We start from the raw sequence: 25,239 nt of genomic DNA, 5'->3' as shown, positions 1-25,239 counted from the left end.
TATCGAGATTCTCTGTGTCGAGCCAAGGTGGCGCTCAGTGCCATCCCGTTCACTCAAGGTGGCTCAGATCGGCTTCGGTGTCGATGTCGAACGGCACGGCCACATCCCCGCACTCGATCAGCGCGATGGCCGCCTCATGGGCCTTGAGATAGGCACGAGCACCCCGGTCTCCGGTCGCGCTGGCGGCGATCTCCGGCCAGTGCCGGGCGCCGAACAGCACCGGATGCCCGCGTATCCCGTCGTAGGCCGCCGCCACCAGCGAGTCCTCGTCCCGGTACCCGCCGAGTACCCGTGCCACGGCCTCGCCCCCGATCCCCGGCTGATCCACCAGCGACACCAGCGCGGCCGCCACCCCCGCCCCGGCCAGCGATGCCAGCCCCACCCGCAGCGAGGACCCCATGCCCTCGGCCCAGTCCGGGTTCTCCACGACCACACAGCCGCCCAGCTCGGCCCGCTCCCGCACGTCGTCCGCGTGGGCCCCGAGAACCACGTGCACCGGCCCGCAGCCGCCCGTGCGCAGCACCCCGACCGCGTACTCCACCAGCGGTCGCCCGCGATGCGTGAGCAGTGCCTTGGGCCGCCCGCCGAGCCGTCTGCCGCCGCCGGCGGCGAGCAGCAGCCCGGCGATCTGGTCATGCGTGTCCGTCATGCGTCCTGCATACCCGACACTGGGGCGGGCGGCCGGTTCCGCAGGGCTGAATTTCGGCCCGCGCTGTAGCGCTTTCCGCACGGGAGGGCGTTTACTGACCCGCGTCGCCGGGCGCCCGACCTCCGTCATGGGGCAACGGGCGAGGGGGGAGAGCTGTGTTGCGGAGCTTGGGACAGAGACCAGTGACCGGCAGTGACGAGGATCCGAGGGTTGCCGAACTACGAACGGCGGTCTCCCGACTGCGCCGTGAACTGGCCGCACATCCGGCCGAGTTCACGGACCGTGCGATAGCCGAGGACGAGCTGGCGGCCCTGGCGGCGATGGCGACGGGCGGCATGCCGGAGATCCCGCGCCTGCGCCGCTCCCTGTTACTGATCGCGGGAGCGATCGGTTCGGTGAGCGCACTGTCCCGGGGCCTGTCGGACGTACGCCAGGCGGTGGACCTGTTCGGGCAATCGCCGAGACGTTAGAGGCCCACGGCCCCCTAGGGCGCCTGTCCGGCGGATCATGCCGCAGACGCGGGGTGGGGCACGCGCTCCCCCAGAGGGCGACCCCCAGTGGCGGTGTCGTCACTCGCCGACGTCCCCCAGCCTTCGGCGGGGAGTGCCCCCACCGCGTCGCCCGCCGCGCCAGCGGCTGACGTCCACGCCTCCTCCGCCTTGCAGCCGCGCGCACCACACCCTGGCCAGCCGCGTCACCAACCTGCCGGGACACACACTAGGCCCCCGAACTCGCCAGCGCCTGGGACAGTTCAACGGCCACCTGCTGCAGCACTGGCACGATCTTCTCCGTCGCCGCCTCGGTGACCCGCCCCGCGGGCCCGGAGATCGAAACGGCCGCGGCGGTGGGCGAATCCGGCACGGACACCGCCAGGCACCGCACCCCGACCTCCTGCTCGTTGTCGTCCACGGCGTACCCCAGCTGCCGTACCTCCTCCAGGGCGTTCAGGAACCCCTCCGGAGTGGTGATCGTCTTCTCCGTGGCCGCCGGCATCCCGGTCCGGGCCAGCAACGCCCGCACCTCGGCGTCCGGCACATTCGCCAGCAACGCCTTCCCCACGCCCGTGGAGTGCGGCAACACCCGCCGGCCCACCTCGGTGAACATCCTCATCGAGTGCTTCGACGGCACCTGTGCGACATACACGATCTCGTCCCCGTCGAGCAGCGCCATGTTCGCCGTCTCGCCGGTCTCCTCGACCAGCCGCGCGAGGTAGGGGCGCGCCCAGGTGCCCAGCAGCCGGGCCGCCGACTCGCCGAGCCGGATCAGCCGGGGCCCGAGCGCGTACCGCCGGTTGGGCTGCTGGCGTACATAGCCGCAGGCGACCAGCGTGCGCATCAGCCGGTGGATCGTCGGCAACGGCAGCCCGCTGCTCGCGGACAGCTCGCTCAGGCCGACCTCGCCGCCCGCGTCCGCCATCCGCTCCAGCAGATCGAAGGCGCGCTCGAGGGACTGGACCCCACCGCCGTTGGACTTGGCGGAGCCGGTGGTGCTGGCGCTGGACGTCGGCACGGCGCGTTCCTTTCGGGGCTGCCTTTCGGACCGGGCAGAAGAGCAGAAGCCTACCGGGCAGCCGGTTGACGCCTTGCTTGTACGTAGCTACGTTCTGCTTGCCGGAATTATAATTCCACTTTGTGGAAACGTCCAGAGTGTGCGCCTGTGAGCCCCCGAGAAGCAGTGTGCCCTTGACGGCGCGGGGGTGGGAGTGAAGACTCCTTCAACAGAACGTTGAATTCCGTTACGTGGGTGTAAATCCCGTTTCCCGGAAGTAAAACGGCGGCCAGAGAGAGGGGTCCGGGTGTCCGACGCTGAACTGGTGCTGCGCTCGACGCGCGTCATCACCCCGGAGGGGACACGGGCCGCCTCGGTCGCCGTGTCCGCCGGGACGATCACGGCCGTACTTCCGTACGACGCCCCCGTCCCGGAGGGCGCCCGCCTGGAGGACTTCGGCGACGACGTGCTGCTGCCCGGCCTGGTCGACACCCATGTGCATGTGAACGACCCGGGCCGCACCGAGTGGGAGGGCTTCTGGACCGCCACGCGCGCGGCGGCGGCCGGCGGCATCACCACCCTTGTCGACATGCCGCTCAACTCGCTGCCGCCGACCACCACGGTCGGCAACCTCCGCGCCAAGCAGGAGGTCGCGGCCGACAAGGCGCACATGGACGTCGGCTTCTGGGGCGGCGCGCTGCCCGACAACGTCAAGGATCTGCGCCCGCTGCACGACGCCGGAGTCTTCGGCTTCAAGGCGTTCCTGTCGCCGTCCGGTGTGGACGAGTTCCCGCACCTCGACCAGGAGCAGCTCGCCCAGTCCCTGGCGGAGATCACCTCCTTCGGCGGCCTGCTGATCGTGCACGCCGAGGACCCGCACCACCTGGCCGCCGCCCCGCAGCACGGTGGCCCCAGATACGCCGACTTCCTGGCGTCGCGTCCGCGCGACGCGGAGGACACGGCCATCGCCCAGCTGATCGCCCAGGCGAAACGCCTCCACGCGCGCGTGCACGTCCTGCACCTGTCCTCGTCGGACGCGCTGCCGCTGATCGCGGCGGCAAAGGCGGAGGGCGTCCGCCTCACCGTCGAGACCTGCCCGCACTACCTCACCCTCACCGCCGAGGAGGTTCCGGACGGCGCCAGCGAGTTCAAGTGCTGCCCGCCCATCCGGGAATCGGCCAACCAGGACCTGCTCTGGCAGGCGCTGGCCGACGGCACCATCGACTGCGTGGTCACCGACCACTCGCCCTCGACCGCCGACCTGAAGACCGCCGACTTCGCGACCGCCTGGGGCGGCATCTCCGGCCTCCAGCTCAGCCTCCCCGCCGTCTGGACCGAGGCCCGCAGGCGTGGCCACGGCCTGGAGGACGTGGTCCGCTGGATGTCGGCCCGCACGGCAGCGCTCGTCGGCCTCGACGAGCGCAAGGGCGCCATCGCTCCGGGCCGGGACGCCGACTTCGCCGTCCTCGCGCCCGACGAGACCTTCACCGTGGATCCGGCCGGCCTTCAGCACCGCAACCGGGTCACCGCGTACGCGGGCAAGACCCTGTACGGCGTCGTGAAGTCCACCTGGCTGCGCGGCGAACGCATCGTCGCGGACGGCGAGTTCACGGCCCCGAAGGGACGCCTGCTCACCCGCACCCCCTGACCGATCCCGCTCCCGCACCCGCAGCGGCCGACACCCGAGAGGAAGACCTTCTTTGACGGCGATCCCGACCTTCACCGGCGACGCGCACCCCTACTCCGGCGGCGACCCGTACGCCGACTACCGCACGGCCGACTTCCCCTTCACCCAGTACGCCAACCTCGCCGACCGGCAGCTCGGCGCCGGGGTCATCGCAGCCAACGACGAGTTCTTCGCCCAGCGGGAGAACCTGCTGGTGCCCGGGCGGGCCGAGTTCGACCCCGAGCACTTCGGGCACAAGGGCAAGATCATGGACGGCTGGGAGACGCGCCGGCGCCGCGGTGCCTCGGCCGGCCACCCCTGGCCGACGGCCGAGGACCACGACTGGGCGCTGGTCCGCCTCGGCGCCCCCGGCGTGGTCCGCGGGATCGTCGTCGACACGGCCCACTTCCGCGGCAACTACCCGCAGGCGGTGTCGGTCGAGGGCACGTCGGTCCCCGGCTTCCCGTCCCCGGCGGAGCTGCTCGGCGACGACGTGAAGTGGACTCCGCTGGTCCCACGCACGCCGGTGGGCGGCCACGCGGCAAACGGTTTCGCCGTCTCCGTCGAACAGTGCTTCACCCACCTCCGCGTCAACCAGCACCCCGACGGCGGCATCGCCCGCCTCCGCGTGTACGGCGAGGTCGTCCCGGACCCCGAGTGGCTGTCGGCCCTGGGCACCTTCGACGTGGTCGCTCTGGAGAACGGCGGCCAGGTCGAGGACGCCTCCAACCTCTTCTACTCACCGGCGACGAACACCATCCAGCCGGGCCGTTCCCGCAAGATGGACGACGGCTGGGAGACGCGCCGCCGCCGTGACCAGGGCAACGACTGGATCCGCTACCGGCTGGTGGCCCGGTCCCAGATCCGGGCGATCGAGATCGACACGGCGTACCTCAAGGGCAACAGCGCGGGCTGGGCCTCGGTGTCGGTGAAGGATGCCGACAACAACGGCGACGGCGACTGGCGGGAGGTCCTCCCGCGCACCCGCCTCCTGCCGGACACGAACCACCGCTTCGTCCTGGCTTCCCCCGCCGTAGGCACGCACGCGCGCGTGGACATCTTCCCGGACGGCGGAATCTCCCGCCTGCGGCTGTACGGCTCACCGACGGAGACGGGATCAGCAGCCTTGACAGCGAGGCACCGCGAACTGTCCTGACGATTGCTTTCCCACCCGCCTGGCCGTCCCCGGGCATCCGGGTGGGTGGGCGAGGGAACCGCTGGAGCGTCGGCTACGTTCCTTTTCCGTGACCCTTCAGCAAGAAATCGTCGGCAACGCCATGCAGATGGCGGTCGTCAACCTGCACCCCGGCCAGACCGTCTACTGCGAAGCCGGAAAGTTCCTGTTCAAGACCACGAACGTGACCATGGAGACGCGGCTCGGCGGCCCGAACGGCGGCGGCCAGCCGCAAGGCGGAGGCGGCGGCATGGGCGGCATGCTGCGCCAGGCCATGGGCACCGCCATGCAGGTCGGCCAGCGCATGCTCGCCGGCGAGTCGCTGGCGTTCCAGTACTTCAGCGCACAGGGCGGTGAAGGCACCGTCGGCTTCGCGGGCGTGCTGCCCGGCGAGATGCGCGCTCTGGAACTCAACGGCACGCGCGCGTGGTTCGCCGAGAAGGACGCCTTCGTCGCGGCCGAGTCCACCGTCGAGTTCGGCATCGCCTTCCAGGGCGGCCGCACCGGCATGAGCGGCGGCGAGGGCTTCATCCTGGAGAAGTTCACCGGCCACGGGACGGTGATCATCGCCGGCGCGGGCAACTTCATCGACCTCAACCCCGCCGACTTCGGCGGCCGTATCGAGGTCGACACGGGCTGTGTCGTCGCCTTCGAGGAGGGCATCCAGTACGGCGTCCAGCGCGTCGGCGGCCTCAACCGCCAGGGCCTCATGAACGCGGTGTTCGGCGGCGAGGGCCTCTCCCTGGCCACCCTGGAGGGCAACGGCCGGGTGATCCTGCAGTCCCTCACCATCGAGAGCCTCGCCAACGCCCTGAAGAAGGCCCAGGGCGGCGACAAGCAGGGCCCGACCGGCGGACTGTTCTCGACGCACGCGGGGTGAGGTGCCGTAGGGACGATCACGGCCGACGAGTTGTGGGCGCCCCCGGGGTCTGAGCTGACGACAGCTGACCGCACCCCAGGAAGCAGGCACCTCTCATGGGCAGGCTCGTCTCCACCATGTTCGTCACCCTCGACGGCATCTACCAGGCGCCCGGCGGCCCCGAGGAGGACCCCGGCGGCGGCTTCACCCACGGCGGCTGGAGCCACCCCTACGGCGACGACGACTTCGGCGGGTTCGTCACCGAGGTCTTCGACCGGGTGGGTGCCTTCCTGCTCGGCCGCCGTACGTACGACGTCTTCGCCTCGTTCTGGCCGAAGGTCACCGACCCGGCCGACCCGGTCGCGGCCAAGCTCAACGCGCTCCCGAAGTACGTCCCGTCCGCGACCCTCACCGACCCCGGATGGTCCGGCACCACTGTCCTGGGCGGTGACCTCGCCAAGGAGGTCACCGCCCTCAAGGAGCGCACCGACGGAGAGCTCCAGGTGCACGGCAGCGGCGCGCTGGTCGGCTCCCTGCTGGACTGGGCCTGGTCGACACCCTCCACCTGCTGACGTTCCCGGTCGTGCTGGGCACGGGCCGCCGCTTCTTCCAGGAGGGCGCCGTGCCCACGAAGTTCCGGCACACCGGCGGCCGGGTCACCGCGGCGGGCGTCTCCGTCCAGTCGTACGACCTCGCGGGCCGCCCCGACTACGGTTCGTACATCGCCGACGCGAACGCCTAGCGCCGTTGGCCGGGGCCCGCCCTGTGAAGGCCGCGGGCCCCAGGTTAACTCCCCGAAAACTAAAGGGACTTGCCGGGAAATTCTCCAGACTTGTCATTGACATGCCACTGTCTACGCGCGTCATCATGGAGCCATGAGATTCCCCCCACGAATCACCCGCATCGGCGCCGCGGGCGCCGTCCTGTCCGCCCTCCTCGTCGGCGGTACGGTCACCGCCACCACGGCGGACGCGGCTGCCGCCTCGGTCGGCAGCATCTGCTACAGCGACCTGCCGTCGCAGGCGTACGACACCCTCGACCTGATCGCGTCGGGCGGCCCGTTCCCGTACTCGCAGGACGGCGTCGTCTTCCGCAACCAGGAGGGCGTACTGCCGAGCCAGGCCTCTGGCTACTACCACGAGTACACCGTGAAGACGCCCGGTTCTTCTACGCGCGGAGCACGTCGCATCGTGACCGGCAAGAAGACCCAGGAGGACTACTACACGGCGGACCACTACGTCACGTTCGACCTGGTCAACTTCGGCTGCTGAGCCCCTGGCCGAGTCCATCGGTCGGTCGCCAGGAACGGCGCGACCAGCCGGAGGTCCGGTCCGCGTTCAGCCGGATCTCCGGCTCCCCGCGACGGCGAACAGCGCGAACGCCAGCACGATCAGCGCGACGCTCGCGTAGACGCCGTAGCCGTCGAGGAAGCCGAGCCGTTGCAGGAGGCCCACGTGCCAGTGGGTGAACTCGTGCAGCAGGCCCAGCGCACCCTGCACCAGAGCGACGAATCCGAGCAGTTCCAGCAGCTGTTTCACAGCACGACTCTCGCCCCGCGGCTTCCCCCCATGCCATCGGCCGTGGGGCGAGTTGTGCCTGCCGGAAGTCTGTCCGCACGCGCGCGTGCCGTACCGAAAGTCCACAGGGGCCCAACTTTGGTCGACGATCCCGTGCGCGGGGAGGTGGCACGCACCGGTCCTGCGTAGATTTGCCGACCGTGACCGGTGACATCTCGATACGGACGTTCGAGCGGCGACGGTGGCTTTTCCCGTCCGCCGTGATCCATGAACTCGATCCCGACGCCGGCCCGGCCGGCCGGCGGCCCCGGCGCACCGCGCGCGACTGGTTCGTCGACTTCAGCTGTTTCGTGCTCGCCGTCCTCCTGGGCGCGGCTGCCGCGAACACCATGCGGCAGGACCCGAACGTCTCGCACGGCCTCGCGGTCGCCGACCAGCTGATCGGCGGTCTGGCCTGCGGCGCGGTCTGGCTGCGCCGCCGCTGGCCGATGGGCCTGGCCATCGCGATGATCCCGGTCAGCTTCGTCTCCGACACCGCGGGCGGTGCCGCCATGGTCGCCCTCTTCACCGCGGCCGTGCACCGCCCGTTCCGCTACGTCGCCTGGATCGCCGCCGGCAACCTCGCGATCATCCCGTTCTTCTACTGGCTCCGGCCCGACCCCGACCTGCCCTACCTGGCTGTCGTCGCCCTCGTCACGCTGTTCATCCTCCTGGTCACCAGCCTCGGCATGTTCGTCCGCTCCAAGCGGCACCTGATGCTCAGCCTGCGCGACCGGGCCCGGCGCGCCGAGACCGAGGCCGGGCTGCGCGCCGAGCGGGCCCAGCGGCTGGCCCGGGAGGCCATCGCCCGTGAGATGCACGACGTCCTCGCCCACCGGCTGACCCTGCTCAGCGTGCACGCCGGGGCCCTGGAGTTCCGTCCCGACGCGCCCCGGGAGGAGATCACCCGCGCGGCCGGGGTGATCCGGGAAAGCGCCCATGAGGCCCTCCAGGACCTGCGCGAGATCATCGGCGTGCTGCGCGCCGCCGACGGCGACGAGGCGGGCGGCCGGCCGCAGCCCACGCTGGCCGCCCTCGACGCGCTGGTGAGCGAGTCCCGCCAGGCCGGCATGAAGGTCATCCTCGACAACCACGTGGGCGACCCGGCGGCCGTTCCCGCCTCCGTAGGCCGCACCGCCTACCGGATCGCCCAGGAGGGTCTCACCAACGCCCGCAAGCACGCCCCCGGCGCCGAGGTCACCGTCCGTGTCGCCGGAGCCCCCGGCGACGGCCTGGACATCACCGTGCACAACCCGGCCCCCGGGACCGAGGTCCCGCACGTCCCCGGCTCCGGCCAGGGCCTGATCGGCCTGACCGAACGCGCGACGCTGGCCGGAGGCCGGCTGCGGCACCGGGCCACCGGCGACGGCGGCTTCGAGGTGCGGGCCTGGCTCCCCTGGGCCGCAGGCTGAACGACCCCGTGATGTCGTACCCGCGTGATTACGTAGGAGCCATGACCGCGATCAGACTGCTGCTCGTCGACGACGACCCCCTGGTGCGGGCGGGGCTGTCCCTGATGATGGGCGGCGCCGGGGACATCGAGATCGTCGGAGAGGGCGCCGACGGCGACGAGGTCGAGGCGCTCGTCGACCGCACCCGCCCGGACGTCGTCCTGATGGACATCCGTATGCCGTCCGTGGACGGGCTCACCGCCACCGAGCGGCTGCGCGCCCGTGCGGACGCCCCGCAGGTCGTCGTCCTGACGACCTTCCACGCCGACGAACAGGTGCTGCACGCCCTGCGCGCGGGAGCCGCCGGGTTCGTCCTCAAGGACACCCCGCCCGCCGAGATCGTCGACGCGGTGCGCCGGGTCGCGGCCGGCGACCCCGTCCTGTCGCCCGCCGTCACCCGCCAGCTGATGCGGCACGCGGCGGGCACGCAGGCCGACACCCGGCAGGCACGCGCGCGTGAGCGGCTCGCCGCACTCAACGACCGCGAACGCGAGGTCGCCGTCGCGGTCGGCCGGGGCCTCGCCAACGCCGAGATCGCCACGGGCCTGTTCATGAGCGTCGCCACCGTCAAGACCCACGTCTCCCGCATCCTGGCCAAGCTCGGCCTGAACAACCGCGTCCAGATCGCGCTGCTTGCGTACGACGCGGGATTGCCGGAGGAGTAGGGGCACCAGTCGAGGGCCCCGAGCGTTCTGCGGATACGGGACGGCCTCGGGGACCTCCTGAAGGGGGAGTACGGCATGCAGGTGACCGACCTCGGCGAGTACGGCGACGGTCTGCGTACGGACCCGCACACGGTGTACGCCCGGCTGCGCGAGCGCGGCCCGGTGCACCGGGTGCGCTGGCCGCTGCCCGACGCGTACCACGAGACCTGGCTGGTCGTGGGGTACGAGGAGGCCCGCGCGGCACTCGCCGACCCCAGACTGGCCAAGGACACCGAGAGGGTCGGCTTCAAGTTCCTAGACGAGGAGCGGATCGGCAAGCACCTGCTGGCCGCCGACCCGCCCCAGCACACCCGGCTGCGCGGGCTCATCACGCGTGCGTTCACAGCCCGTCGGGTGGCCGGACTGGAGCCGCGAATCCAGGAGATCACCGACCGCTTGCTCGACGAGATGCTCCCGCGCGGCCGCGCCGACCTGATCGACGCCCTCGCCTACCCGCTGCCGATCACGGTGATCAGCGAACTGCTCGGCGTCCCCGAGCTGGACCGCGCGCGGTTCCGGAAACTCTCCAACGAGGTGGTCGGCTCCGCCCGTCCGGGCAACGAGTACGACGCGTTCGCCGAGCTCGCCGACTTTCTGAAGGTGCTGATCGAGGACAAGCGGACCGCGGGCCCGAGCGACGACCTGCTCAGCGACCTGATCCGCACCACCGGAGAGGACGGCGACCGGCTCTCCGTCGAGGAGCTGCGCGGTATGGCCTACGTGCTGCTGATCGCCGGCCACGAGACCACCGTCAACCTGATCGGCAACGGCGTCCTCGCCCTGCTCACCCACCCCGCCCAACTCGCCGCCCTGCGCGCCGACATGAGCCTCCTGGACGGTGCGGTCGAGGAGATCCTGCGCTGGGAGGGCCCGGTGGAGAACGCAACGTACCGGTACGCCGCCGAGCCCCTGGAGATCGCCGGCACCGCCATCGACCGGGGCGACCCGGTGATGATCGGCCTCACCGCCGCCGACCGCGACGGCGCCCGCTATCCCGAGCCCGACCGCTTCGACATCCGCCGCGACAACCGTGGCCACCTCGCCTTCGGGCACGGCATCCACTTCTGCCTGGGCGCGCCCCTGGCCCGCCTGGAGAGCCGTATCGCCCTGCGCTCCCTCCTGGAGCGCGCCCCGGACCTGGCCCTGGACGGCCGGCACGGGGAGTGGCTGCCGGGCACGCTGATGAGGGGGGTGCGCAGCCTTCCGGTGCGCTGGTAGCCGTAGCCGTAGCCGTAGCCGTAGCCGTAGCCGTAGCCGTAGCCGTAGCCGTAGCCGTGGTCGCGGCAGGGCGCGGGCGAGGGCGCGGTCAGGTCATCAGCCCAGCCGGTCCGGGATCTCCGCGAGCGCCACCGGTCTTCGCTCGTGCCGGGAGAGCTCGCAGGCTTCTGCGATCCGCAGCGCCTGGAGCGCCTCACGCCCGTCGCAGGGGTTGGCCAGGCCGCCGCGCACCACCTCCACGAAGGCGCACAGCTCGGCCTCGTAGGCGGCTCCGAACCGCTCCAGGAAGCCGGGCCACGGCTTGTCCGCGGGCGGCGGCCCGGTCGGCTCGGTGGAGGCCACCGGCGTACGGTCGTCCAGGCCGACCACCACGGTGTCCCGCTCCCCGGCCAGCTCCATCCGCACGTCGTACCCGGCGCCGTTCAGCCGGGTCGCGGTGGCCGTCGCCAGCGTGCCGTCGTCCAGGGTGAGCAGAGCCGCGCCGGTGTCCACGTCACCGGCCTCGCGGAACACGGCGGGTCCGGCGTCCGAGCCGGTCGCGTACACGTCGACGACCTCGCGGCCGGTTACCCAGCGCAGCACGTCGAAGTCGTGGATCAGCGCGTCCCGGAACAGCCCGCCGGACAGCGGCAGCCACTCCGGCGGGGGCGGGGACTGGTCGGAGGTCAGCGCCCGTACGGTGTGCAGTCGTCCGAGCCGGCCCGAGCGCACGGCCTCCCGGGCGCCCGCGTACCCCTTGTCGAAGCGCCGCTGGAAGCCCATCTGCAGCACCGTCCCGGCCTTCTCCACCTCGGCCAGGGCATGCAGCGTGCCCGGCAGGTCCAGGGCGATCGGCTTCTCGCAGAAGACCGGGAGCCCGGACCGCGCCGCCCGGCCGATCAGGTCGGCGTGCGCCGAGGTGGCCGTGGTGATCACCACGGCGTCCACGCCCCACTTGAAGATCTCGTCCGCGCCGGGCGCCGCCGTCTCGCCGAGCCGGTGCGCCAGATCCTGGGCCCGCGCCGGATCCACGTCCGTGAGGATCAGCGATCCGACCTCGCGATGACGGCTGAGCGTGTTCGCATGAATGGTACCGATGCGGCCCGTACCGATGACCCCGATGCGCATGGGAACAAGGTGCGGGTGCACCCCGCGCGCTGTCAATCCGTATGTCCGGACAATCGGACTACACAACTTCCCGTCAACCCGTCACGGGGATACGCTCGGGCCCGTGCCGAAACCAGATGTGGACCCGACCGTGCCGCTCGACCTGAGTGTGGACCGGAGCTCGCCGGTGCCGTTGTACTTCCAGCTCGCGCAGCAGCTGGAGGCGGCCATCGAGCATGGCTCGCTCACCCCCGGCAGCCTGCTGGGCAACGAGATCGAGCTCGCCGCACGGCTCGGCCTGTCCCGCCCGACCGTGCGTCAGGCCATCCAGTCCCTCGTCGACAAGGGCCTCCTGGTCCGTCGCCGGGGTGTCGGCACCCAGGTCGTGCACAGTCAGGTCAAACGCCCCCTGGAGCTCAGCAGCCTCTACGACGACCTGGAGTCGGCCGGCCAGCGCCCCGCGACGAAGGTGCTGGTCAACACCGTCGTCCCGGCGTCCGCCGAAGTCGCCGCAGCGCTCGCGGTCGCCGAGGACACCGAGGTGCACCGCATCGAGCGGCTGCGGCTGGCGCACGGCGAGCCGATGGCGTATCTGACCAACTACCTGCCGCCCGGCCTGCTCGACCTGGAGACCGGGCAGCTGGAGGCGACCGGCCTCTACCGTCTGATGCGGGCCGCCGGGATCACCCTGCACAGCGCCCGCCAGTCCATCGGCGCGCGCGGTGCCACGGCCGCCGAGGCCGAGCGGCTCGCCGAGCCGGAGAGCGCCCCGCTGCTCACCATGCGGCGCACCACGTACGACGACACCGGCCGCGCCGTCGAGTTCGGCGACCACATCTACCGGCCGACCCGCTACTCCTTCGAGTTCCAGCTGCTCGTACGGTCCTGAGCGCACGGCCCGGTTCCCGACGTTCTGTTAGTCGCAATGTCCGGACAATGCGACCGTAGAGTGCCCCCGCCGCCGTAAGGGGTGTACCCCATGTTCGATACTGAGGCTTTTGGGGCAGGCGCGGTCGCCGTCGGTGGTCACCCACGGTGAGCTCGCCCGCCCCTCTCGCACGTATGAGCACGGCAAGAAGGGCACGGCCTCGTGGCACGGTTTCGGACCTGGGTGGGCATCGCGGTGGCGGGGGCGCTCAGCGTCACCCTCGCCGGATGCAGCAGTACCGGCGGCAAGCGGGCGGAGGACGCCCGGAACGCCGCGGCGGCCCAGGGGAGGGCGGCGGTGAACACCCCCCGCTGGACCTTCGCGATGATCACTCACTCGGGGGACGGCGACACCTTCTGGGACATCGTGCAGAGCGGTGCCGAGCAGGCCGCCCGCAAGGACAACATCGACTTCCTCTACTCGCACGACGACGAAGCCCAGCAGCAGGCCCAGCTCGTGGACGCGGCGGTCGACAAGAAGGTCGACGGAATCATCGTCACCCTCGCCAAGCCCGACGCCCTCAAGGCGGCCGTGGCCCGCGCCGAGAAGGCCGGCATCCCGGTGATCACCGTGAACTCCGGTTCCGAGGAGTCCAAGGCGTTCGGCGCCCTCGCGCACATCGGCCAGGACGAGACCATCGCGGGCCAGGCGGTCGGCGACGAGCTGAACAAGCGCGGCAAGAAGAAGGCTCTGTGCGTCCTGCACGAGCAGGGCAACGTCGGCCACGAGCAGCGCTGCGCGGGCGTCGCGAAGAACTTCGACGGCGAGGTCGAGAACCTCTACGTCAACGGCACCAACATGCCCGACGTGCAGTCCTCGATCGAGGCGAAGCTCCAGGCCGACAGGTCGATCGACGCGGTCGTCACCCTCGGGGCGCCGTACGCCGACACCGCCGTGAAGGCGAAGACGGACGCGGGCAGCACGGCCGAGGTCGACACCTTCGACCTCAACGCCAAGGTCGCCGCCGAACTGAAGGACGGCTCCCTCGGCTTCGCCGTGGACCAGCAGCCGTACCTCCAGGGCTACCAGGCGGTCGACCTGCTGTGGCTCTACAAGTACAACGGCGACGTCCTCGGCGGCGGGCAGCCGGTGCTCACCGGCCCGCAGATCATCACCAAGGACCAGGCGGCCGCACTGGCGAAGTACACCGAGCGGGGCACCCGATGAGCACCACCATGGAACACCCGTTTGACGAAAGGATTCTGCAGACCTCTCCGCTGCGGAAACTCCTCTCCCGTCCGGAGCTGGGCTCGGTCGTCGGCGCGGTCGCCGTCTTCCTCTTCTTCGCGGTGGCAGCAGACGGCTTCCTGCGCGTGTCCAGCATCAGCACGGTCCTCTACGCCTCCTCGACGATCGGCATCATGGCCGTCCCGGTGGCGCTGCTGATGATCGGCGGCGAGTTCGACCTCTCCGCGGGCGTCCTGGTGACGTCCTCCGCCCTCATCTCGTCGATGTTCAGCTACCAGATGACGGCGAACACCTGGGTGGGCGTGGGAGTCTCGCTCCTGGTGACCCTCGCCATCGGCGCCTTCAACGGCTTCGTGCTAGCCCGCACCAAGCTGCCCAGCTTCATCGTCACCCTGGGCACCTTCCTGATGCTCACCGGCATGAACCTCGGCTTCACCAAGCTGATCGACGGCACGGTCTCGACCAAGACGATCGCCGACATGGAGGGCTTCCCGTCCGCCCGCGCGGTCTTCGCCTCGACGCTCACCGTCGGCGGAGTCGACTTCAAGATCACGATCCTCTGGTGGCTCGCCCTGGTCGCGATCGCCTCCTGGATCCTGCTACGCACCCGCGCCGGCAACTGGATCTTCGCGGTGGGCGGCAACCAGGACGCGGCCCGCGCGGTCGGCGTCCCCGTCACCAGGACCAAGATCGGCCTCTACATGGGCGTCGCGCTCGGCGCCTGGATCTCCGGGCAGCACCTGCTCTTCTCCTACGACGCCGTCCAGTCCGGCGAGGGCGTCGGCAACGAGCTGATCTACATCATCGCGGCCGTCATCGGCGGCTGCCTGATCACCGGCGGCTACGGCAGTGCCGTCGGCTCGGCGGTCGGGGCGCTCATCTTCGGTATGACCAGCAAGGGCATCGTCTTCGCCGAGTGGAACCCCGACTGGTTCAAGTTCTTCCTGGGAGCGATGCTGCTCCTCGCGACCCTGCTCAACACCTGGGTCCGCAAGCGCGCGGAGGCCACCGCATGACCCTCGTCCGGCTGACCGACGTCAGCAAGCACTACGGCACCGTCCGCGCCCTGGAAGGGGTCTCCCTGGAGGTCCACGCGGGCGAGATCACCTGCGTCCTCGGCGACAACGGAGCCGGCAAGTCCACCCTGATCAAGATTGTCGCGGGCCTGCACCGGCACGACGGCGGCAGCCTGCGCATCGAGGGCGAGGAGACGACCCTCGCCTCCCCGCGCGAGGCCCTGGACCGCGGCATCGCCACCGTCTACCAGGACCTGGCCGTGGTCCCGCTGATGCCGGTGTGGCGCAACTTCTTCCTCGGCTCGGAACCCCGCAAGGGCGTCCTCAAGCGCCTGGACGTCGACTTCATGCGCCGCACCACCCACACCGAACTCCTCCGCATGGGCATCGACCTCCGGGACGTCGACCAGCCCATCGGCACCCTGTCGGGCGGCGAACGCCAGTGCGTGGCGATCGCGAGGGCCGTCTACTTCGGCGCGAAGGTCCTGATCCTGGACGAGCCGACGGCGGCACTCGGAGTGAAGCAGTCCGGTGTGGTGCTGAAATACGTGGCGGCGGCACGGGACCAGGGGCTGGGTGTTGTGTTGATCACCCATAATCCGCATCACGCGTACTTGGTGGGCGATCGCTTTGTGCTGCTGAAGAGGGGCACGATGGTGGGGAGCTACACACGTGACCAAATCACGCTGGAGGAACTGACCGGCCAGATGGCTGGTGGAAGCGACCTCGACGCTCTACGCCACGAGCTGCAGCGTCCCTGAAAGGGGCGCGGGCGTATCCATGTGCGGCTCCGCCGCGTGGGCGCGACCAGCCACATACGACCGTCACCCGGCAACGGCGACGCCCCGCTCCTTATCTCCCCTGAACGGCGCCACCCTTTCTCGTGCGGCAGAATCAAGCCCGATGAGCACCTACCGCGACCTCACCGCCCCCATAGGCTCCCGCCGAGCCACCGTCCTGCGAACGGTCGGCACAAGGGAGCGCCGGTCCCACCTGACGGCCCCCCGTGTCCCCACCGTCGGCATCGACATCGGCGGCACCAAGGTCATGGCGGGCGTAGTGGACGCCGACGGCAACATCCTGGAGAAACTCCGCACGGAGACCCCGGACAAGTCCAAGAGCCCCAAGGTCGTCGAGGACACCATCGTCGAGCTGGTCCTGGACCTGTCCGACCGGCACGACGTGCACGCGGTCGGCGTCGGCGCGGCGGGGTGGGTCGACGCCGACCGCAACCGCGTGCTGTTCGCGCCCCACCTGTCCTGGCGCAACGAGCCCCTCAGGGACCGCCTCTCGGGCCGCCTGGCGGTTCCCGTCCTGGTCGACAACGACGCCAACACCGCCGCCTGGGCGGAGTGGCGGTTCGGCGCCGGCCGCGGCGAGGACCACCTGGTCATGATCACTCTCGGCACCGGCATCGGCGGCGCCATCCTGGAGGACGGCCAGGTCAAGCGCGGCAAGTACGGCGTCGCCGGCGAGTTCGGCCATATGCAGGTCGTGCCCGGCGGCCACCGCTGCCCGTGCGGCAACCGCGGCTGCTGGGAGCAGTACAGCTCCGGCAACGCGCTGGTCCGCGAGGCCAAGGAACTGGCCGCGGCCGACTCCCCGGTGGCGTACGGGATCATCGAGCACGTCAAGGGCAACATCAACGAGATCAGCGGCCCGATGATCACCGAGCTGGCCCGCGAGGGCGACGCCATGTGCGTCGAGCTGCTCCAGGACATCGGCCAGTGGCTCGGCGTCGGCATCGCCAACCTCGCCGCCGCCCTCGACCCGTCCTGCTTCGTGATCGGCGGTGGCGTGAGCGCCGCCGACGACCTGCTGATCGGCCCCGCGCGGGACGCGTTCAAGCGCCAGCTGACCGGCCGCGGCTACCGCCCCGAGGCCCGGATCGCACGCGCCCAGCTGGGCCCCGAGGCAGGCATGGTCGGCGCCGCCGACCTCGCCCGCCTTGTCGCCCGCCGCTTCCGGCGCGCCAAGCGGCGCCGGGTCGAGCGGTACGAGCGCTACGAGCGGTTCGCGGAGGCCCGCCGTACCCCGGACAGCGCATGACCGCTTCGCTGCCCAGCCAGGCCGTGCCCCCGGACGAACCGCACCGCCCGCCGGAGACCCCCGGCCACAAGGCGCGTCGCCGGGCGCTGACGCTGCTGATCATCGTGCTGCTCATCGGCGTACCCGCCGGCTATCTGGTGATCTCCGCCAACCAGAGCCGCAACAGCGGCAAGGACAAGGAGTCCAAGTACTCGGCGACCGGCCTCAGCGAGGGCTGGCCGTCGAAGGTGCAGCGGCGGCTCTACCAGGTACCGGTCCCGCACCCGGCCGACAAGATCGCGTACTACGAGACGAACAACTGGAAGACCAGCCGTCTCTACGTCCAGTTCCGCACCAACAGCGCCGGACTCGACAGCTTCCTGGAAGGCATGGGCGTCAAGCGGGACGACCTCAAGAAGGACGACATCAGCATCAGCACCCGCGACCAGAAGGTCACCGGCTGGAAGTTCACCGCCCCCGGTGCCTGGTCGGGCCTGACGCACAAGCAGAAGAACCCGGCGCCCACCCAGGACGTGGTCGTGAACACGGCCGACCCGAACTACCCGATGATCTACGTCGTCTCACGCACCGTGCCGTAGAGACGGCCCCCGGCCGGTCGCCGGGGCCGGTTGTCAGACCCCGCCCGTACAGTCGAAGACGTCTGATCCGAGATGTGGGCAGGAGGTGGCAGAACGTATGGGTGGCACGGTTACCGAGACCCCTGAGGGCGTCGTCCCCCTGCGCCTGGCGGCGATCTATCTGCCCGCCGACCTCCCGCGCGAGGGCCGCATCGCCTTCTGGGACCCGGACGGCGACCCGCTGCCGGGCGCCGCGACCGAGGACCTGACGGTCGTACGACGGCACGGTGCCGGTGTCCGCCGTCGGCAGGTGCCCGCGCTGACCCTGCCGCTCGGCGAGGCCCTCCCGCTGCTCGTCCGGGCCCGCCGCGACCCGGCCGCCCACCCCGCCACAGCCTGCTGGGGCGCCGCCGCCCAGCACGCGCTGAGGCTCGCCGCCCGGGGCCGCCTGCTGCCCGGCCTCACCCCGGCCGGACACGACGCCTGGCGGGCCGGGCCTCTGGAGCCCGCCGACATCGCCCACCTGCGCGCGGTGGCCGCCGCCCTGCCCGCCGAGGGCCATGCCGTGCCGCTGCCCGGCCACGGCCCGCTCCGGCTGCCCCAGCCTGAGGCGCTGATCCGCTCCTTCCTGGACGCGGTCGCCGACACCCTGCCCCGCACCCCGGCCGCACCCCACACCGCGGGCAGGCCGTTCGCCGCCCGCGAGGCCCAGCCACTGCCCGACGCCCAGGAGTGGGCCGCGGAGGTCGCCGCCGGCATGGACGCGGGTGTGCGGATCTCACTGCGCCTCGACCTCTCGGCGTACGACCTCTTCGACGACGGTGAGGGAGCGCACCGCGCGGGAGCGGCGATCGTCCAGGTGCACAGCCTGGCCGACCCCACCCTGATGACCGACGCGGCGGCGCTGTGGTCGGGGCAGTCCGACGCCGCCTTCGGCCCCCGCGCGCGGGTGGACGCGGCACTGGCCGTGCGCCGGGCCGCGCGGGTGTGGCCACCGCTGGACCGGCTGGCCGAGCAGGACGTGCCGGACGTACTCGCCCTCTCCGAAGAAGAGCTGGGTGATCTGCTCGGAGTGGCCGCGACCCGGCTCGCGGCGGCCGGGGTCGCCGTGCACTGGCCCCGGGACCTGGCCCAGGACCTCACCGCGGCCGCCGTGGTCCGCTCCGCCCCCGGATCGGCGACCGACGGCACAGGCTTCTTCGACGGCGACGAACTGCTCCAGTTCCGCTGGCAGCTGGCGCTCGGCGGGGACCCGCTCAGCGACGCCGAGATGGACGCCCTGGCCGAGGCCCACCGTCCGGTCGTACGCCTGCGGGACCGCTGGGTGCTTGTCGACCCGGCCCTGGTACGCAAGGCCCGCAAGCGCGAACTGGGCCTGCTCGACCCGGTCGACGCGCTCTCCGTGGCGCTCACCGGCGAGGCCGAGGTGGACGGCGAGACCGTCGAGGCGGTCCCCGTCGGCCTCCTCGCGGCCCTGCGCGACCGCCTCACGGCCGGCATCCGGCCCGCCGAGCCGCCCGCCGCACTGCAGGCCACCCTGCGTGACTACCAGCTGCGGGGCCTGGCCTGGCTCGACCTCATGACCTCACTCGGCCTCGGCGGCTGCCTCGCCGACGACATGGGCCTCGGCAAGACGATCACCGTCATCGCCCTGCACCTCAAGCGGGCCCGCACCGAACCGACCCTGGTGATCTGCCCCGCCTCGCTGCTCGGCAACTGGCAGCGGGAGATCGCCCGGTTCGCCCCCGGCGTCCCGGTCCGCCGCTTCCACGGCCAGGGCCGCACCCTGGACGGCCTCGACGGTGGCTTCGTCCTCACCACGTACGGCACCATGCGCGCCACCGCGGCCAGGCTCGCCGACCAGCCCTGGGGCATGGTCGTCGCCGACGAGGCACAGCACGTCAAGAACCCCTACTCGGCCACCGCCAAGGCGCTGCGCACCATCCCGACCCCCACGCGCGTGGCCCTCACCGGCACCCCCGTGGAAAACAACCTCTCCGAACTGTGGGCCCTGCTCGACTGGACCACCCCCGGACTCCTCGGTCCGTTGAAGTCCTTCCGCGCCCGGCACGCGCGCGCCGTGGAGAACGGCGAGGACCAGGAGGCGGTGGCCCGGCTCGCCCGCCTGGTCCGCCCCTTCCTGCTGCGTCGCAAGAAGTCCGACCCGGGCATCGTTCCCGAGCTGCCGCCCAAGACGGAGACGGACCACCCGGTCCCGCTCACCCGCGAACAGGCCGCCCTGTACGAGGCGGTGGTCCGTGAATCGATGCTCGCCATCGAGACGGCGGAGGGCATCGCGCGCCGGGGCCTGGTCCTCAAGCTGCTCGGTGCCCTGAAGCAGATCTGCGACCACCCCGCGCTGTACCTCAAAGAGGAGACACGAGTCGACGGCCTGGCCGCCCGCTCCGGCAAACTCACCCTGCTCGACGAACTGCTCGACACCGTCCTCGCCGAGGACGGCTCGGCGCTGGTCTTCACCCAGTACGTCGGCATGGCCCGCATGATCACCGCCCACCTTCAGGCCCGCGCGGTCCCGGTCGACCTCCTGCACGGCGGCACACCGGTACCGGAGCGGGAGCGCATGGTGGACCGCTTCCAGAGCGGCGCGACCCCGGTCCTGGTGCTGTCGCTGAAGGCCGCGGGCACCGGCCTCAACCTCACCCGCGCGGGCCATGTCGTCCACTTCGACCGCTGGTGGAACCCGGCGGTGGAGGAGCAGGCCACCGACCGCGCCTACCGCATCGGCCAGACCCAGCCCGTCCAGGTCCACCGTCTGGTCACCGAGGGCACGGTGGAGGACCGCATCGCCGAGATGCTGGAGGCCAAGCGCGCCCTCGCCGACGCGATCCTGGGCTCCGGCGAGTCCGCCCTGACCGAACTGACGGACCGCGAGCTGTCCGACCTGGTGTCGCTGCGGAGGACGTCATGAGCGAGGGCGAGCAGCGGCCGGGCGATGCGGCACGGCGGGCGTTGCGAGCGGCGCGGGGACACGGTGCGGAGACCGGGGCCGACGAGGCGGCTCCAGCCGGGGCGTGGCCTGAAGGCTCGGCTCCGCCGGGTGCGGATGCCTCGGAGGCGCGAGTGCCCAGGCCGAGTGACGCCGCGCGGCTGGCGCTGCGGGCGGCTGCCGCGGCGAGGGAGGCGGAGAAGGGGGACGCCGAACCCGAGGCCGACGAGGATGCCGGGGTGGTGGACGCCGGTGCTGCGGCATCCGCTGCCGTACGGCCGGGCGCCGCCCGCCCCGGTGACGTGGCGCGCGAGGCGCTGCGTGCGGCGCGCGCGGAGGCACGGCGGGCCGAGGCGACAGCGGCAGAGGCTTCGGAAAGGGCCCCGGCTCGCGCGGTACGCCGGCTGCCGTCGCCGGCCCCGGCGGATGCGGCTCGCGGTCGCGCCCGCGACCTGAGGCAGTTCCTGGCCACTGCGTTCCTGATGCCGAAGGAGGATTCCGAGCCGGACGAGCCGGGGCGGGCCACCGCCCAGGCAGATCAAGGTACTTCGACGGAACCCTTCGACGAGGACGGCGCGCACCTCACCGCATCGCAGGGCTACGAAACGGATCCCACTCCCTCCGCGCCCGCCGCGGCCTCCGCCCGACCGGAGCCGACCGCCCCCGGGTCTGCTGGGGCGTCCGAGCGTCGGCAGTCGGGCGTCTCCGGGTCTGCTGGGGCGTCTGAGCGTCGGCAGTCGGGCGTTCCCGGGTCTGCTGGAGCGTCCGAGCCTCCGTTGTCGGGCGTCTCCGGGTCTACCGTGGCGCCCGGCTATCCGGAGCTGGCCGTTCCCGTGTGCGGCGCGGCCCCCGGCCGTCCGGAGCCGACGGCCCCCGCGTCCGCCATGACCCCCGGACACCCGGAGCCGGGCGCCGCTGTGTCCGCCACGCCCTCCGACCACCCGGAGTCGCACACCCCCGCACCCACCACGGCTGCCGGCCACCCGGACCCGGCGGCGACCTCCACCACCCCTCGCCTGCCCCGCACCATGGCCACCCCCCACCGCGACACCGAACTACGCCGGACCTTCCCTTCCTTCCCCACCCTCCACTCCCGTGTCGGCGCCTCCGGCCCGGACTTCGCCGAGACCTGGTGGGGTAACGCCTGGGTTCGGGCGCTGGAAGAGGGGGCGTTGGACGTCAAGCGGCTGGCGCGGGGGCGGAGTTATGCCGAGCGGGGGCATGTGGACGCCATCACCGTGACCCCCGGGCTGGTCCTGGCGTATGTGCAGGGGAGCCGGCCGCGGCCGTATCGCGTGCAGGTTCGGCTGCGTACCTTCGGCGCGGACGAGTGGGAGCGGTTCCTGGAGGCCGCCGCCGACCGGCCCGCGGACATCGCCGCGTTGCTCGACAAGGAGCTGCCGCAGGCCCTCGCCGAGAGCGGGGTGCCTTTGCTGCCGGGGCCCGGTGAGCTCGAACCCCATTGCAGCTGCCCGGACTCCGGCCATCCCTGCAAGCACGCGGCCGCCCTCTGCTACCAGACCGCGCGACTGCTGGACGCCGACCCGTTCGTGCTGCTTCTGCTGCGCGGCCGCGGGGAGCGCGAGGTACTCGACGCGCTGTCCAGGCGGAACGCCGCCCGCGCGGCCCGGGAGCGGCAGCCGGTGTCCCTGCCCGGCGTCCGGGCCACCGAGGCCCTCGTAGCGCGTCAACTCCCGCCGCTGCCACCCCCGTTGCCGGTTCCGCCGCACCCCGAGCAGCCTCCGGTGTACCCGGGCGTGCCCGGCGGACCCGACCCCTTCACGCTGGACCAGCTCGCCACGGACGCCGCCGCCCGCGCCCACGCCCTGCTCGCCACCGGACGCGACCCGGTCGGCGAACTGACCCTCTGGCAGGACGCGGTACGCCTCGCCGCGGCCCGCCCCGGCTCCGGCCTGACCGCGTCCACCCGCGCCCTCTACGCGTCGCTCGCGGACGCCGTCGGCCGTACCCCGGGCGACCTGGCGCGCGCGGTCGCCGCCTGGCGGCAGGGCGGCCTGGAGGGACTGGCCGTGCTGGAGGAGCCCTGGGATCCGCCGGCCGGCCGCTTCGACCGGGCCAGACCCCTGCTCCTGGCCGCCGACCTCCCGGCATTCCGCCCGTGGCGCAACCACCTGACCCACCCCGGCGGCCATGTCCAGCTCCGGCTGGGCCGCGACGGCCTGTGGTACGCCTACGAGTCCGAACCGGACCACGACGACTGGTGGCCCCGAGGCACCCCCGACCTGGACCCGGTGGGCGCGCTGACGGGACTGGGGACGCCGGAAGACCTCTAGAGGCCCACCGATCCAGGTGGTCTTGCCGATGTCGTCGTGCCGGGCCACCAACCTGGCTCTGGCACCCTCCACCCGGTAGGGGAACCAGCCGCCGTCCCGGTCGGTCATCAGGTACTGGGACCGGCTCCCGTAGCTGTACCGGCGGGTGATGCGAGCCTGCCACGGCCTGCGCAACAACTCCGCACGCAGCGAGTCGTGTTCGTCGCCGCCGGGTGCGGCAGGTCCGTGGGCGGCATAGCGGACGACGTCGTACGCCTCGGCCGCCCAGGGCGGGGGAGCGGTGCGGTAGGGGCTACGGCAGGTGCCGGTGAGGGCGCGGGTTCTCGGATCGCCGGGCCGCGTCGCAGTAGCCCGCGCTGATCCGACCAGCCCGTGCCGACCAGTGAGCCGCGGTCAGGACCCACGCGGCAGACAGCCGGGCGTCCACCATGCGGGAGCACAGGCCACGGCTGCGTCGACCATGTCGTCCTTGGTGACCGAGGGGTCCTTGAGTCAGGCCTTGATGGCGCCGGCGAAGCCGTGAGCCATGAACTGTGCGATCACTTGAGGGTTGGCGTCGCGAAGCTCTGAGCGGTCACCGCGCGCCATGAACGCCAGGGCGTACTCGCTGAAGTGGCACACGAGCGCTTCGTGGACTCCGCTGTCCGCCGGATCGTCGAGGGAGAGCCGGTAGATCGCCCGGAACCGCTCGACGTGGTTGCCCACTTCCGCGGTGGTCAGGCGCAGCAACTCCGCAGCCGAGTAGCCGCCCTCTCGTCCTCCAGCCGGTGACCACGGTCCAGGTCGGCATCGCGGACCTGGATGAGCAGCGCCAGCGGAGTGCTGTAGCGGTTGTAGAAGGTCGCACGGGTGACCCCGGCGCGGTCGGCCAGCTCGGCGACGCTGATCTGGGAGACCGGACGCTCCGAAGCGAGTTCCACGATGGCCTGCTCGAAGGCCTGGGTGGTTCGGGTGATGCGCGGGTCGATCCGGCCGCTCAGCGTACTGCCCCCCTGTCCACCGGCGACCACACTGCCGCCCGCTCCTGGGAGTGCGGTTCGCCCTCGTGTGCTGAGTCCATCTCGCGGCATCGCCATAACCGCCGGTCGAGTCCGCGCGCGGCATGTCCGCCGCGACGTCAGGACTTCTGCTGCTGCCCATGGGCGCCGTCTCCGTACTGCTCTCGCGCCCGGTCGCCAGCCGGAACCTGGTGCACGGACCGGTGTCCCTGGTCTTCGGCGTCACCTCCTCCGCCACCACGGTCGGGAACCAGACGGCTCTCCGCCCTGCGGCCCCGCCCGACCAGACAGGCACCACCCCTGGGCCTGGACACCCTCGGTCTCGTAGTGGTCGTGGCCGGCGTCGCGGTCCTGCTGACCGCCCTCGACCGCCCGCTTGGAAGGACGCGGAATGCTCAGTCGATACAGAACTCGTTGCCCTCGACGTCCAGCATCGGGATGCACGAATCATTGCCGTCATACAGCGTTCGCACGTGTACCGCGCCGAGCGGGACCAATCGTGCGCATTCGGCCTCAAGTGCCGCGAGGCGCTCCTTCCCCACGAGTCCGGTGCCGACCCGCACATCAAGATGTAGCCGGTTCTTGGCGGCCTTCCCTTCGGGTACGCGCTGGAAGTACAGTCGCGGGCCCACACCTGAGGGATCTATGCAGGCGAACCATGAATCCCGCTGCTCGGGTGGCTGCGAGCACTTGAAGTCGTCCCAAGTGGCAAACCCCTCCGGTGGGGGTGGTACGACGTACCCCAACACCTCGCACCAGAAACGAGCGAGACGCTCAGGTTCTGCGCAGTCAAAGGTGACTTGGAACTTCTTGATCGCTGACATCGGCGCAACATACCAGTGGGTTCTTCCTCCCGCCGGTGTCCCCCAGGATCCAGTCCTGACCAATCACCCTCCTGCCAAAGACCAGTTACTGGACAAGACCGTGACCAACCAGCCTGAGGCGGGCGGCTGGGCTTGCCGGGTCATTACCTCGGTGGCCTTGCCGCCCCCCGGCTCCGCCGCCGCCGCTCCCGACGGGCGACGTCACCTCACTCGGCTGACCGACCACGAAGACGGACTGCCTCGACGCGGAGCGACTCAGTAGAACTGACTCAGACAGAACTCGTGATCCTCGGGATCGGCCAGGACGACGACCACGCCCTCCTCATACTCGTGCCGCTCACCGGTCTCCCGGCCGCCGAGGGCCAGGACTCGGGCGATGCCACGAAGGCGGTGTAGAAGCGGCGAGTGGCCTCGGGATCGGCCACCTCAAGGGTGACGGACGCGATGGAGGTACTGGATGCGGTGGAAGCGGTGATTGCCATGGCCGTCACGCTAGTGTGGTGCGCCAGAAATCACGAGGGTAAGTTGCTACCCTGTTCGGGTGTCAGGTCCTGGGCCTTCTGCCGTGTCAATCTCGCTGTCTGAGG

Annotated in this window: 24 protein-coding genes and 1 pseudogene; 17 read left to right on the top strand and 8 right to left on the bottom strand. The window is 71.4% G+C overall.

What is annotated here, in order from left to right:
- Positions 1-49: 49 nt before the first annotated feature.
- Complete coding sequence (locus tag ABTY98_RS38970) at positions 50-649, bottom strand: nucleotidyltransferase family protein (RefSeq protein ID WP_352225888.1); 600 nt, start codon at positions 647-649, stop codon at positions 50-52.
- A 182-nt stretch (positions 650-831) separates the two neighbouring features.
- Between ABTY98_RS38970 and ABTY98_RS38965 the strand changes: the two genes are divergently transcribed.
- A complete protein-coding gene (locus tag ABTY98_RS38965; RefSeq protein WP_352225887.1) occupies positions 832-1,119 on the top strand; it encodes a DUF5955 family protein in 288 nt (95 codons plus the stop codon).
- A 247-nt stretch (positions 1,120-1,366) separates the two neighbouring features.
- Here the strand turns inward: ABTY98_RS38965 and ABTY98_RS38960 are convergent, their stop codons facing one another.
- On the bottom strand, positions 1,367-2,158 hold the full coding sequence (locus ABTY98_RS38960; RefSeq protein ID WP_352225886.1) for an IclR family transcriptional regulator: 792 nt from the start codon (positions 2,156-2,158) through the stop codon (positions 1,367-1,369).
- Positions 2,159-2,444: 286 nt separating this feature from the next.
- On the opposite strand from ABTY98_RS38960, the gene allB reads away from it, so the two are divergent.
- The 5 genes and pseudogenes from allB to ABTY98_RS38935 all read left to right on the top strand — a co-directional run bounded on the left by allB (position 2,445) and on the right by ABTY98_RS38935 (position 7,107).
- The gene (allB, locus tag ABTY98_RS38955) at positions 2,445-3,785 is read left to right on the top strand and encodes an allantoinase AllB (protein WP_352225885.1); all 1,341 of its coding nucleotides are present in this window, start codon (positions 2,445-2,447) and stop codon (positions 3,783-3,785) included.
- Between the two features lie 52 nt (positions 3,786-3,837).
- A complete protein-coding gene (alc, locus tag ABTY98_RS38950; protein ID WP_352225884.1) occupies positions 3,838-4,959 on the top strand; it encodes an allantoicase in 1,122 nt (373 codons plus the stop codon).
- 88 nt (positions 4,960-5,047) lie between these two features.
- Positions 5,048-5,857 carry an AIM24 family protein gene (locus ABTY98_RS38945; RefSeq protein WP_352225883.1) on the top strand — a complete coding sequence of 270 codons (810 nt, stop codon included), beginning with the start codon at positions 5,048-5,050 and terminating at the stop codon, positions 5,855-5,857.
- 95 nt (positions 5,858-5,952) lie between these two features.
- Positions 5,953-6,578: pseudogene (locus ABTY98_RS38940) on the top strand (dihydrofolate reductase family protein).
- A 133-nt stretch (positions 6,579-6,711) separates the two neighbouring features.
- Positions 6,712-7,107: a ribonuclease gene (locus ABTY98_RS38935; RefSeq protein WP_352225882.1), complete on the top strand. Its 396-nt coding sequence runs from the start codon at positions 6,712-6,714 to the stop codon at positions 7,105-7,107.
- 66 nt (positions 7,108-7,173) lie between these two features.
- Here the strand turns inward: ABTY98_RS38935 and ABTY98_RS38930 are convergent, their stop codons facing one another.
- Positions 7,174-7,374 (bottom strand): hypothetical protein, encoded by a 201-nt coding sequence (locus ABTY98_RS38930; RefSeq protein WP_352225881.1) that lies wholly within the window; start codon positions 7,372-7,374, stop codon positions 7,174-7,176.
- Positions 7,375-7,544: 170 nt separating this feature from the next.
- Between ABTY98_RS38930 and ABTY98_RS38925 the strand changes: the two genes are divergently transcribed.
- From ABTY98_RS38925 to ABTY98_RS38915, 3 genes are all read left to right on the top strand, one after another.
- Positions 7,545-8,804 carry a histidine kinase gene (locus ABTY98_RS38925; RefSeq protein WP_352225880.1) on the top strand — a complete coding sequence of 420 codons (1,260 nt, stop codon included), beginning with the start codon at positions 7,545-7,547 and terminating at the stop codon, positions 8,802-8,804.
- Positions 8,805-8,845: 41 nt separating this feature from the next.
- Complete coding sequence (locus tag ABTY98_RS38920) at positions 8,846-9,508, top strand: response regulator transcription factor (protein WP_352225879.1); 663 nt, start codon at positions 8,846-8,848, stop codon at positions 9,506-9,508.
- Positions 9,509-9,583: 75 nt separating this feature from the next.
- Positions 9,584-10,765 (top strand): cytochrome P450 family protein, encoded by a 1,182-nt coding sequence (locus ABTY98_RS38915; RefSeq protein ID WP_352225878.1) that lies wholly within the window; start codon positions 9,584-9,586, stop codon positions 10,763-10,765.
- A 96-nt stretch (positions 10,766-10,861) separates the two neighbouring features.
- On the opposite strand, the gene ABTY98_RS38910 is transcribed toward ABTY98_RS38915, so the two are convergent.
- On the bottom strand, positions 10,862-11,872 hold the full coding sequence (locus ABTY98_RS38910) for a Gfo/Idh/MocA family protein (RefSeq protein WP_352225877.1): 1,011 nt from the start codon (positions 11,870-11,872) through the stop codon (positions 10,862-10,864).
- Positions 11,873-12,002: 130 nt separating this feature from the next.
- Here ABTY98_RS38910 and ABTY98_RS38905 point away from each other — a divergent pair, with 130 nt between their 5' ends.
- The 8 genes from ABTY98_RS38905 to ABTY98_RS38870 all read left to right on the top strand — a co-directional run bounded on the left by ABTY98_RS38905 (position 12,003) and on the right by ABTY98_RS38870 (position 22,830).
- Positions 12,003-12,740, top strand: a complete 738-nt coding sequence (locus ABTY98_RS38905) for a GntR family transcriptional regulator (protein ID WP_352225905.1) — start codon at positions 12,003-12,005, stop codon at positions 12,738-12,740.
- Positions 12,741-12,941: 201 nt separating this feature from the next.
- Positions 12,942-13,946 (top strand): sugar ABC transporter substrate-binding protein, encoded by a 1,005-nt coding sequence (locus ABTY98_RS38900; RefSeq protein WP_352225876.1) that lies wholly within the window; start codon positions 12,942-12,944, stop codon positions 13,944-13,946.
- Between the two features lie 8 nt (positions 13,947-13,954).
- Positions 13,955-14,983, top strand: a complete 1,029-nt coding sequence (locus ABTY98_RS38895) for an ABC transporter permease (RefSeq protein ID WP_352225875.1) — start codon at positions 13,955-13,957, stop codon at positions 14,981-14,983.
- On the top strand, positions 14,980-15,744 hold the full coding sequence (locus tag ABTY98_RS38890; RefSeq protein ID WP_352225874.1) for an ATP-binding cassette domain-containing protein: 765 nt from the start codon (positions 14,980-14,982) through the stop codon (positions 15,742-15,744). Before ABTY98_RS38895 ends, ABTY98_RS38890 begins: the two co-directional genes overlap by 4 nt.
- Before the next feature lie 142 nt (positions 15,745-15,886).
- Complete coding sequence (locus ABTY98_RS38885; protein WP_352225873.1) at positions 15,887-17,032, top strand: ROK family glucokinase; 1,146 nt, start codon at positions 15,887-15,889, stop codon at positions 17,030-17,032.
- Positions 17,029-17,610, top strand: coding sequence for a sugar kinase (locus tag ABTY98_RS38880; protein ID WP_352225872.1), 582 nt, complete (start codon positions 17,029-17,031; stop codon positions 17,608-17,610). The genes ABTY98_RS38885 and ABTY98_RS38880 overlap by 4 nt, the downstream gene beginning before the upstream one ends.
- A 97-nt stretch (positions 17,611-17,707) precedes the next feature.
- Positions 17,708-20,518 (top strand): SCO1167/SCO6262 family helicase, encoded by a 2,811-nt coding sequence (locus ABTY98_RS38875; RefSeq protein ID WP_352225871.1) that lies wholly within the window; start codon positions 17,708-17,710, stop codon positions 20,516-20,518.
- 152 nt (positions 20,519-20,670) lie between these two features.
- The gene (locus tag ABTY98_RS38870) at positions 20,671-22,830 is read left to right on the top strand and encodes an SWIM zinc finger family protein (protein ID WP_502994462.1); all 2,160 of its coding nucleotides are present in this window, start codon (positions 20,671-20,673) and stop codon (positions 22,828-22,830) included.
- Between the two features lie 492 nt (positions 22,831-23,322).
- Here ABTY98_RS38870 and ABTY98_RS38865 read toward each other — a convergent pair whose 3' ends face one another.
- The 4 genes from ABTY98_RS38865 to ABTY98_RS38850 form a co-directional block, all read right to left on the bottom strand.
- A complete protein-coding gene (locus ABTY98_RS38865) occupies positions 23,323-23,559 on the bottom strand; it encodes a hypothetical protein (protein ID WP_352225869.1) in 237 nt (78 codons plus the stop codon).
- On the bottom strand, positions 23,547-23,840 hold the full coding sequence (locus tag ABTY98_RS38860) for a TetR/AcrR family transcriptional regulator (RefSeq protein ID WP_352225868.1): 294 nt from the start codon (positions 23,838-23,840) through the stop codon (positions 23,547-23,549). The genes ABTY98_RS38865 and ABTY98_RS38860 overlap by 13 nt, the downstream gene beginning before the upstream one ends.
- A 383-nt stretch (positions 23,841-24,223) precedes the next feature.
- On the bottom strand, positions 24,224-24,652 hold the full coding sequence (locus ABTY98_RS38855) for a VOC family protein (protein WP_352225867.1): 429 nt from the start codon (positions 24,650-24,652) through the stop codon (positions 24,224-24,226).
- 255 nt (positions 24,653-24,907) lie between these two features.
- Entirely contained in the window at positions 24,908-25,018 is a 111-nt protein-coding gene (locus ABTY98_RS38850; protein WP_352225904.1) for a VOC family protein, read from the bottom strand.
- Between the last annotated feature and the right edge of the window lie 221 nt (positions 25,019-25,239).

The organism is Streptomyces sp. NPDC096040, from assembly GCF_040303265.1.
Classification (GTDB): Bacteria; Actinomycetota; Actinomycetes; order Streptomycetales; family Streptomycetaceae; genus Streptomyces.
The sequence above is the reverse complement of the archived record's forward strand: the minus strand, read 5'-3'. Positions and strand labels throughout refer to the sequence as shown.

Excerpts from the sequence above, each read along its gene's own strand:
- ABTY98_RS38970 (WP_352225888.1), bottom strand. The coding sequence starts at position 649 with ATGACGGACACGCATGACCAGATCGCCGGGCTGCTGCTCGCCGCCGGC.
- ABTY98_RS38935 (WP_352225882.1), top strand. The coding sequence starts at position 6,712 with ATGAGATTCCCCCCACGAATCACCCGCATCGGCGCCGCGGGCGCCGTC.
- ABTY98_RS38920 (WP_352225879.1), top strand. The coding sequence starts at position 8,846 with ATGACCGCGATCAGACTGCTGCTCGTCGACGACGACCCCCTGGTGCGG.
- ABTY98_RS38915 (WP_352225878.1), top strand. The coding sequence starts at position 9,584 with ATGCAGGTGACCGACCTCGGCGAGTACGGCGACGGTCTGCGTACGGAC.
- ABTY98_RS38910 (WP_352225877.1), bottom strand. The coding sequence starts at position 11,872 with ATGCGCATCGGGGTCATCGGTACGGGCCGCATCGGTACCATTCATGCG.
- ABTY98_RS38895 (WP_352225875.1), top strand. The coding sequence starts at position 13,955 with ATGGAACACCCGTTTGACGAAAGGATTCTGCAGACCTCTCCGCTGCGG.
- ABTY98_RS38890 (WP_352225874.1), top strand. The coding sequence starts at position 14,980 with ATGACCCTCGTCCGGCTGACCGACGTCAGCAAGCACTACGGCACCGTC.
- ABTY98_RS38885 (WP_352225873.1), top strand. The coding sequence starts at position 15,887 with ATGAGCACCTACCGCGACCTCACCGCCCCCATAGGCTCCCGCCGAGCC.
- ABTY98_RS38880 (WP_352225872.1), top strand. The coding sequence starts at position 17,029 with ATGACCGCTTCGCTGCCCAGCCAGGCCGTGCCCCCGGACGAACCGCAC.
- ABTY98_RS38875 (WP_352225871.1), top strand. The coding sequence starts at position 17,708 with ATGGGTGGCACGGTTACCGAGACCCCTGAGGGCGTCGTCCCCCTGCGC.
- ABTY98_RS38855 (WP_352225867.1), bottom strand. The coding sequence starts at position 24,652 with ATGTCAGCGATCAAGAAGTTCCAAGTCACCTTTGACTGCGCAGAACCT.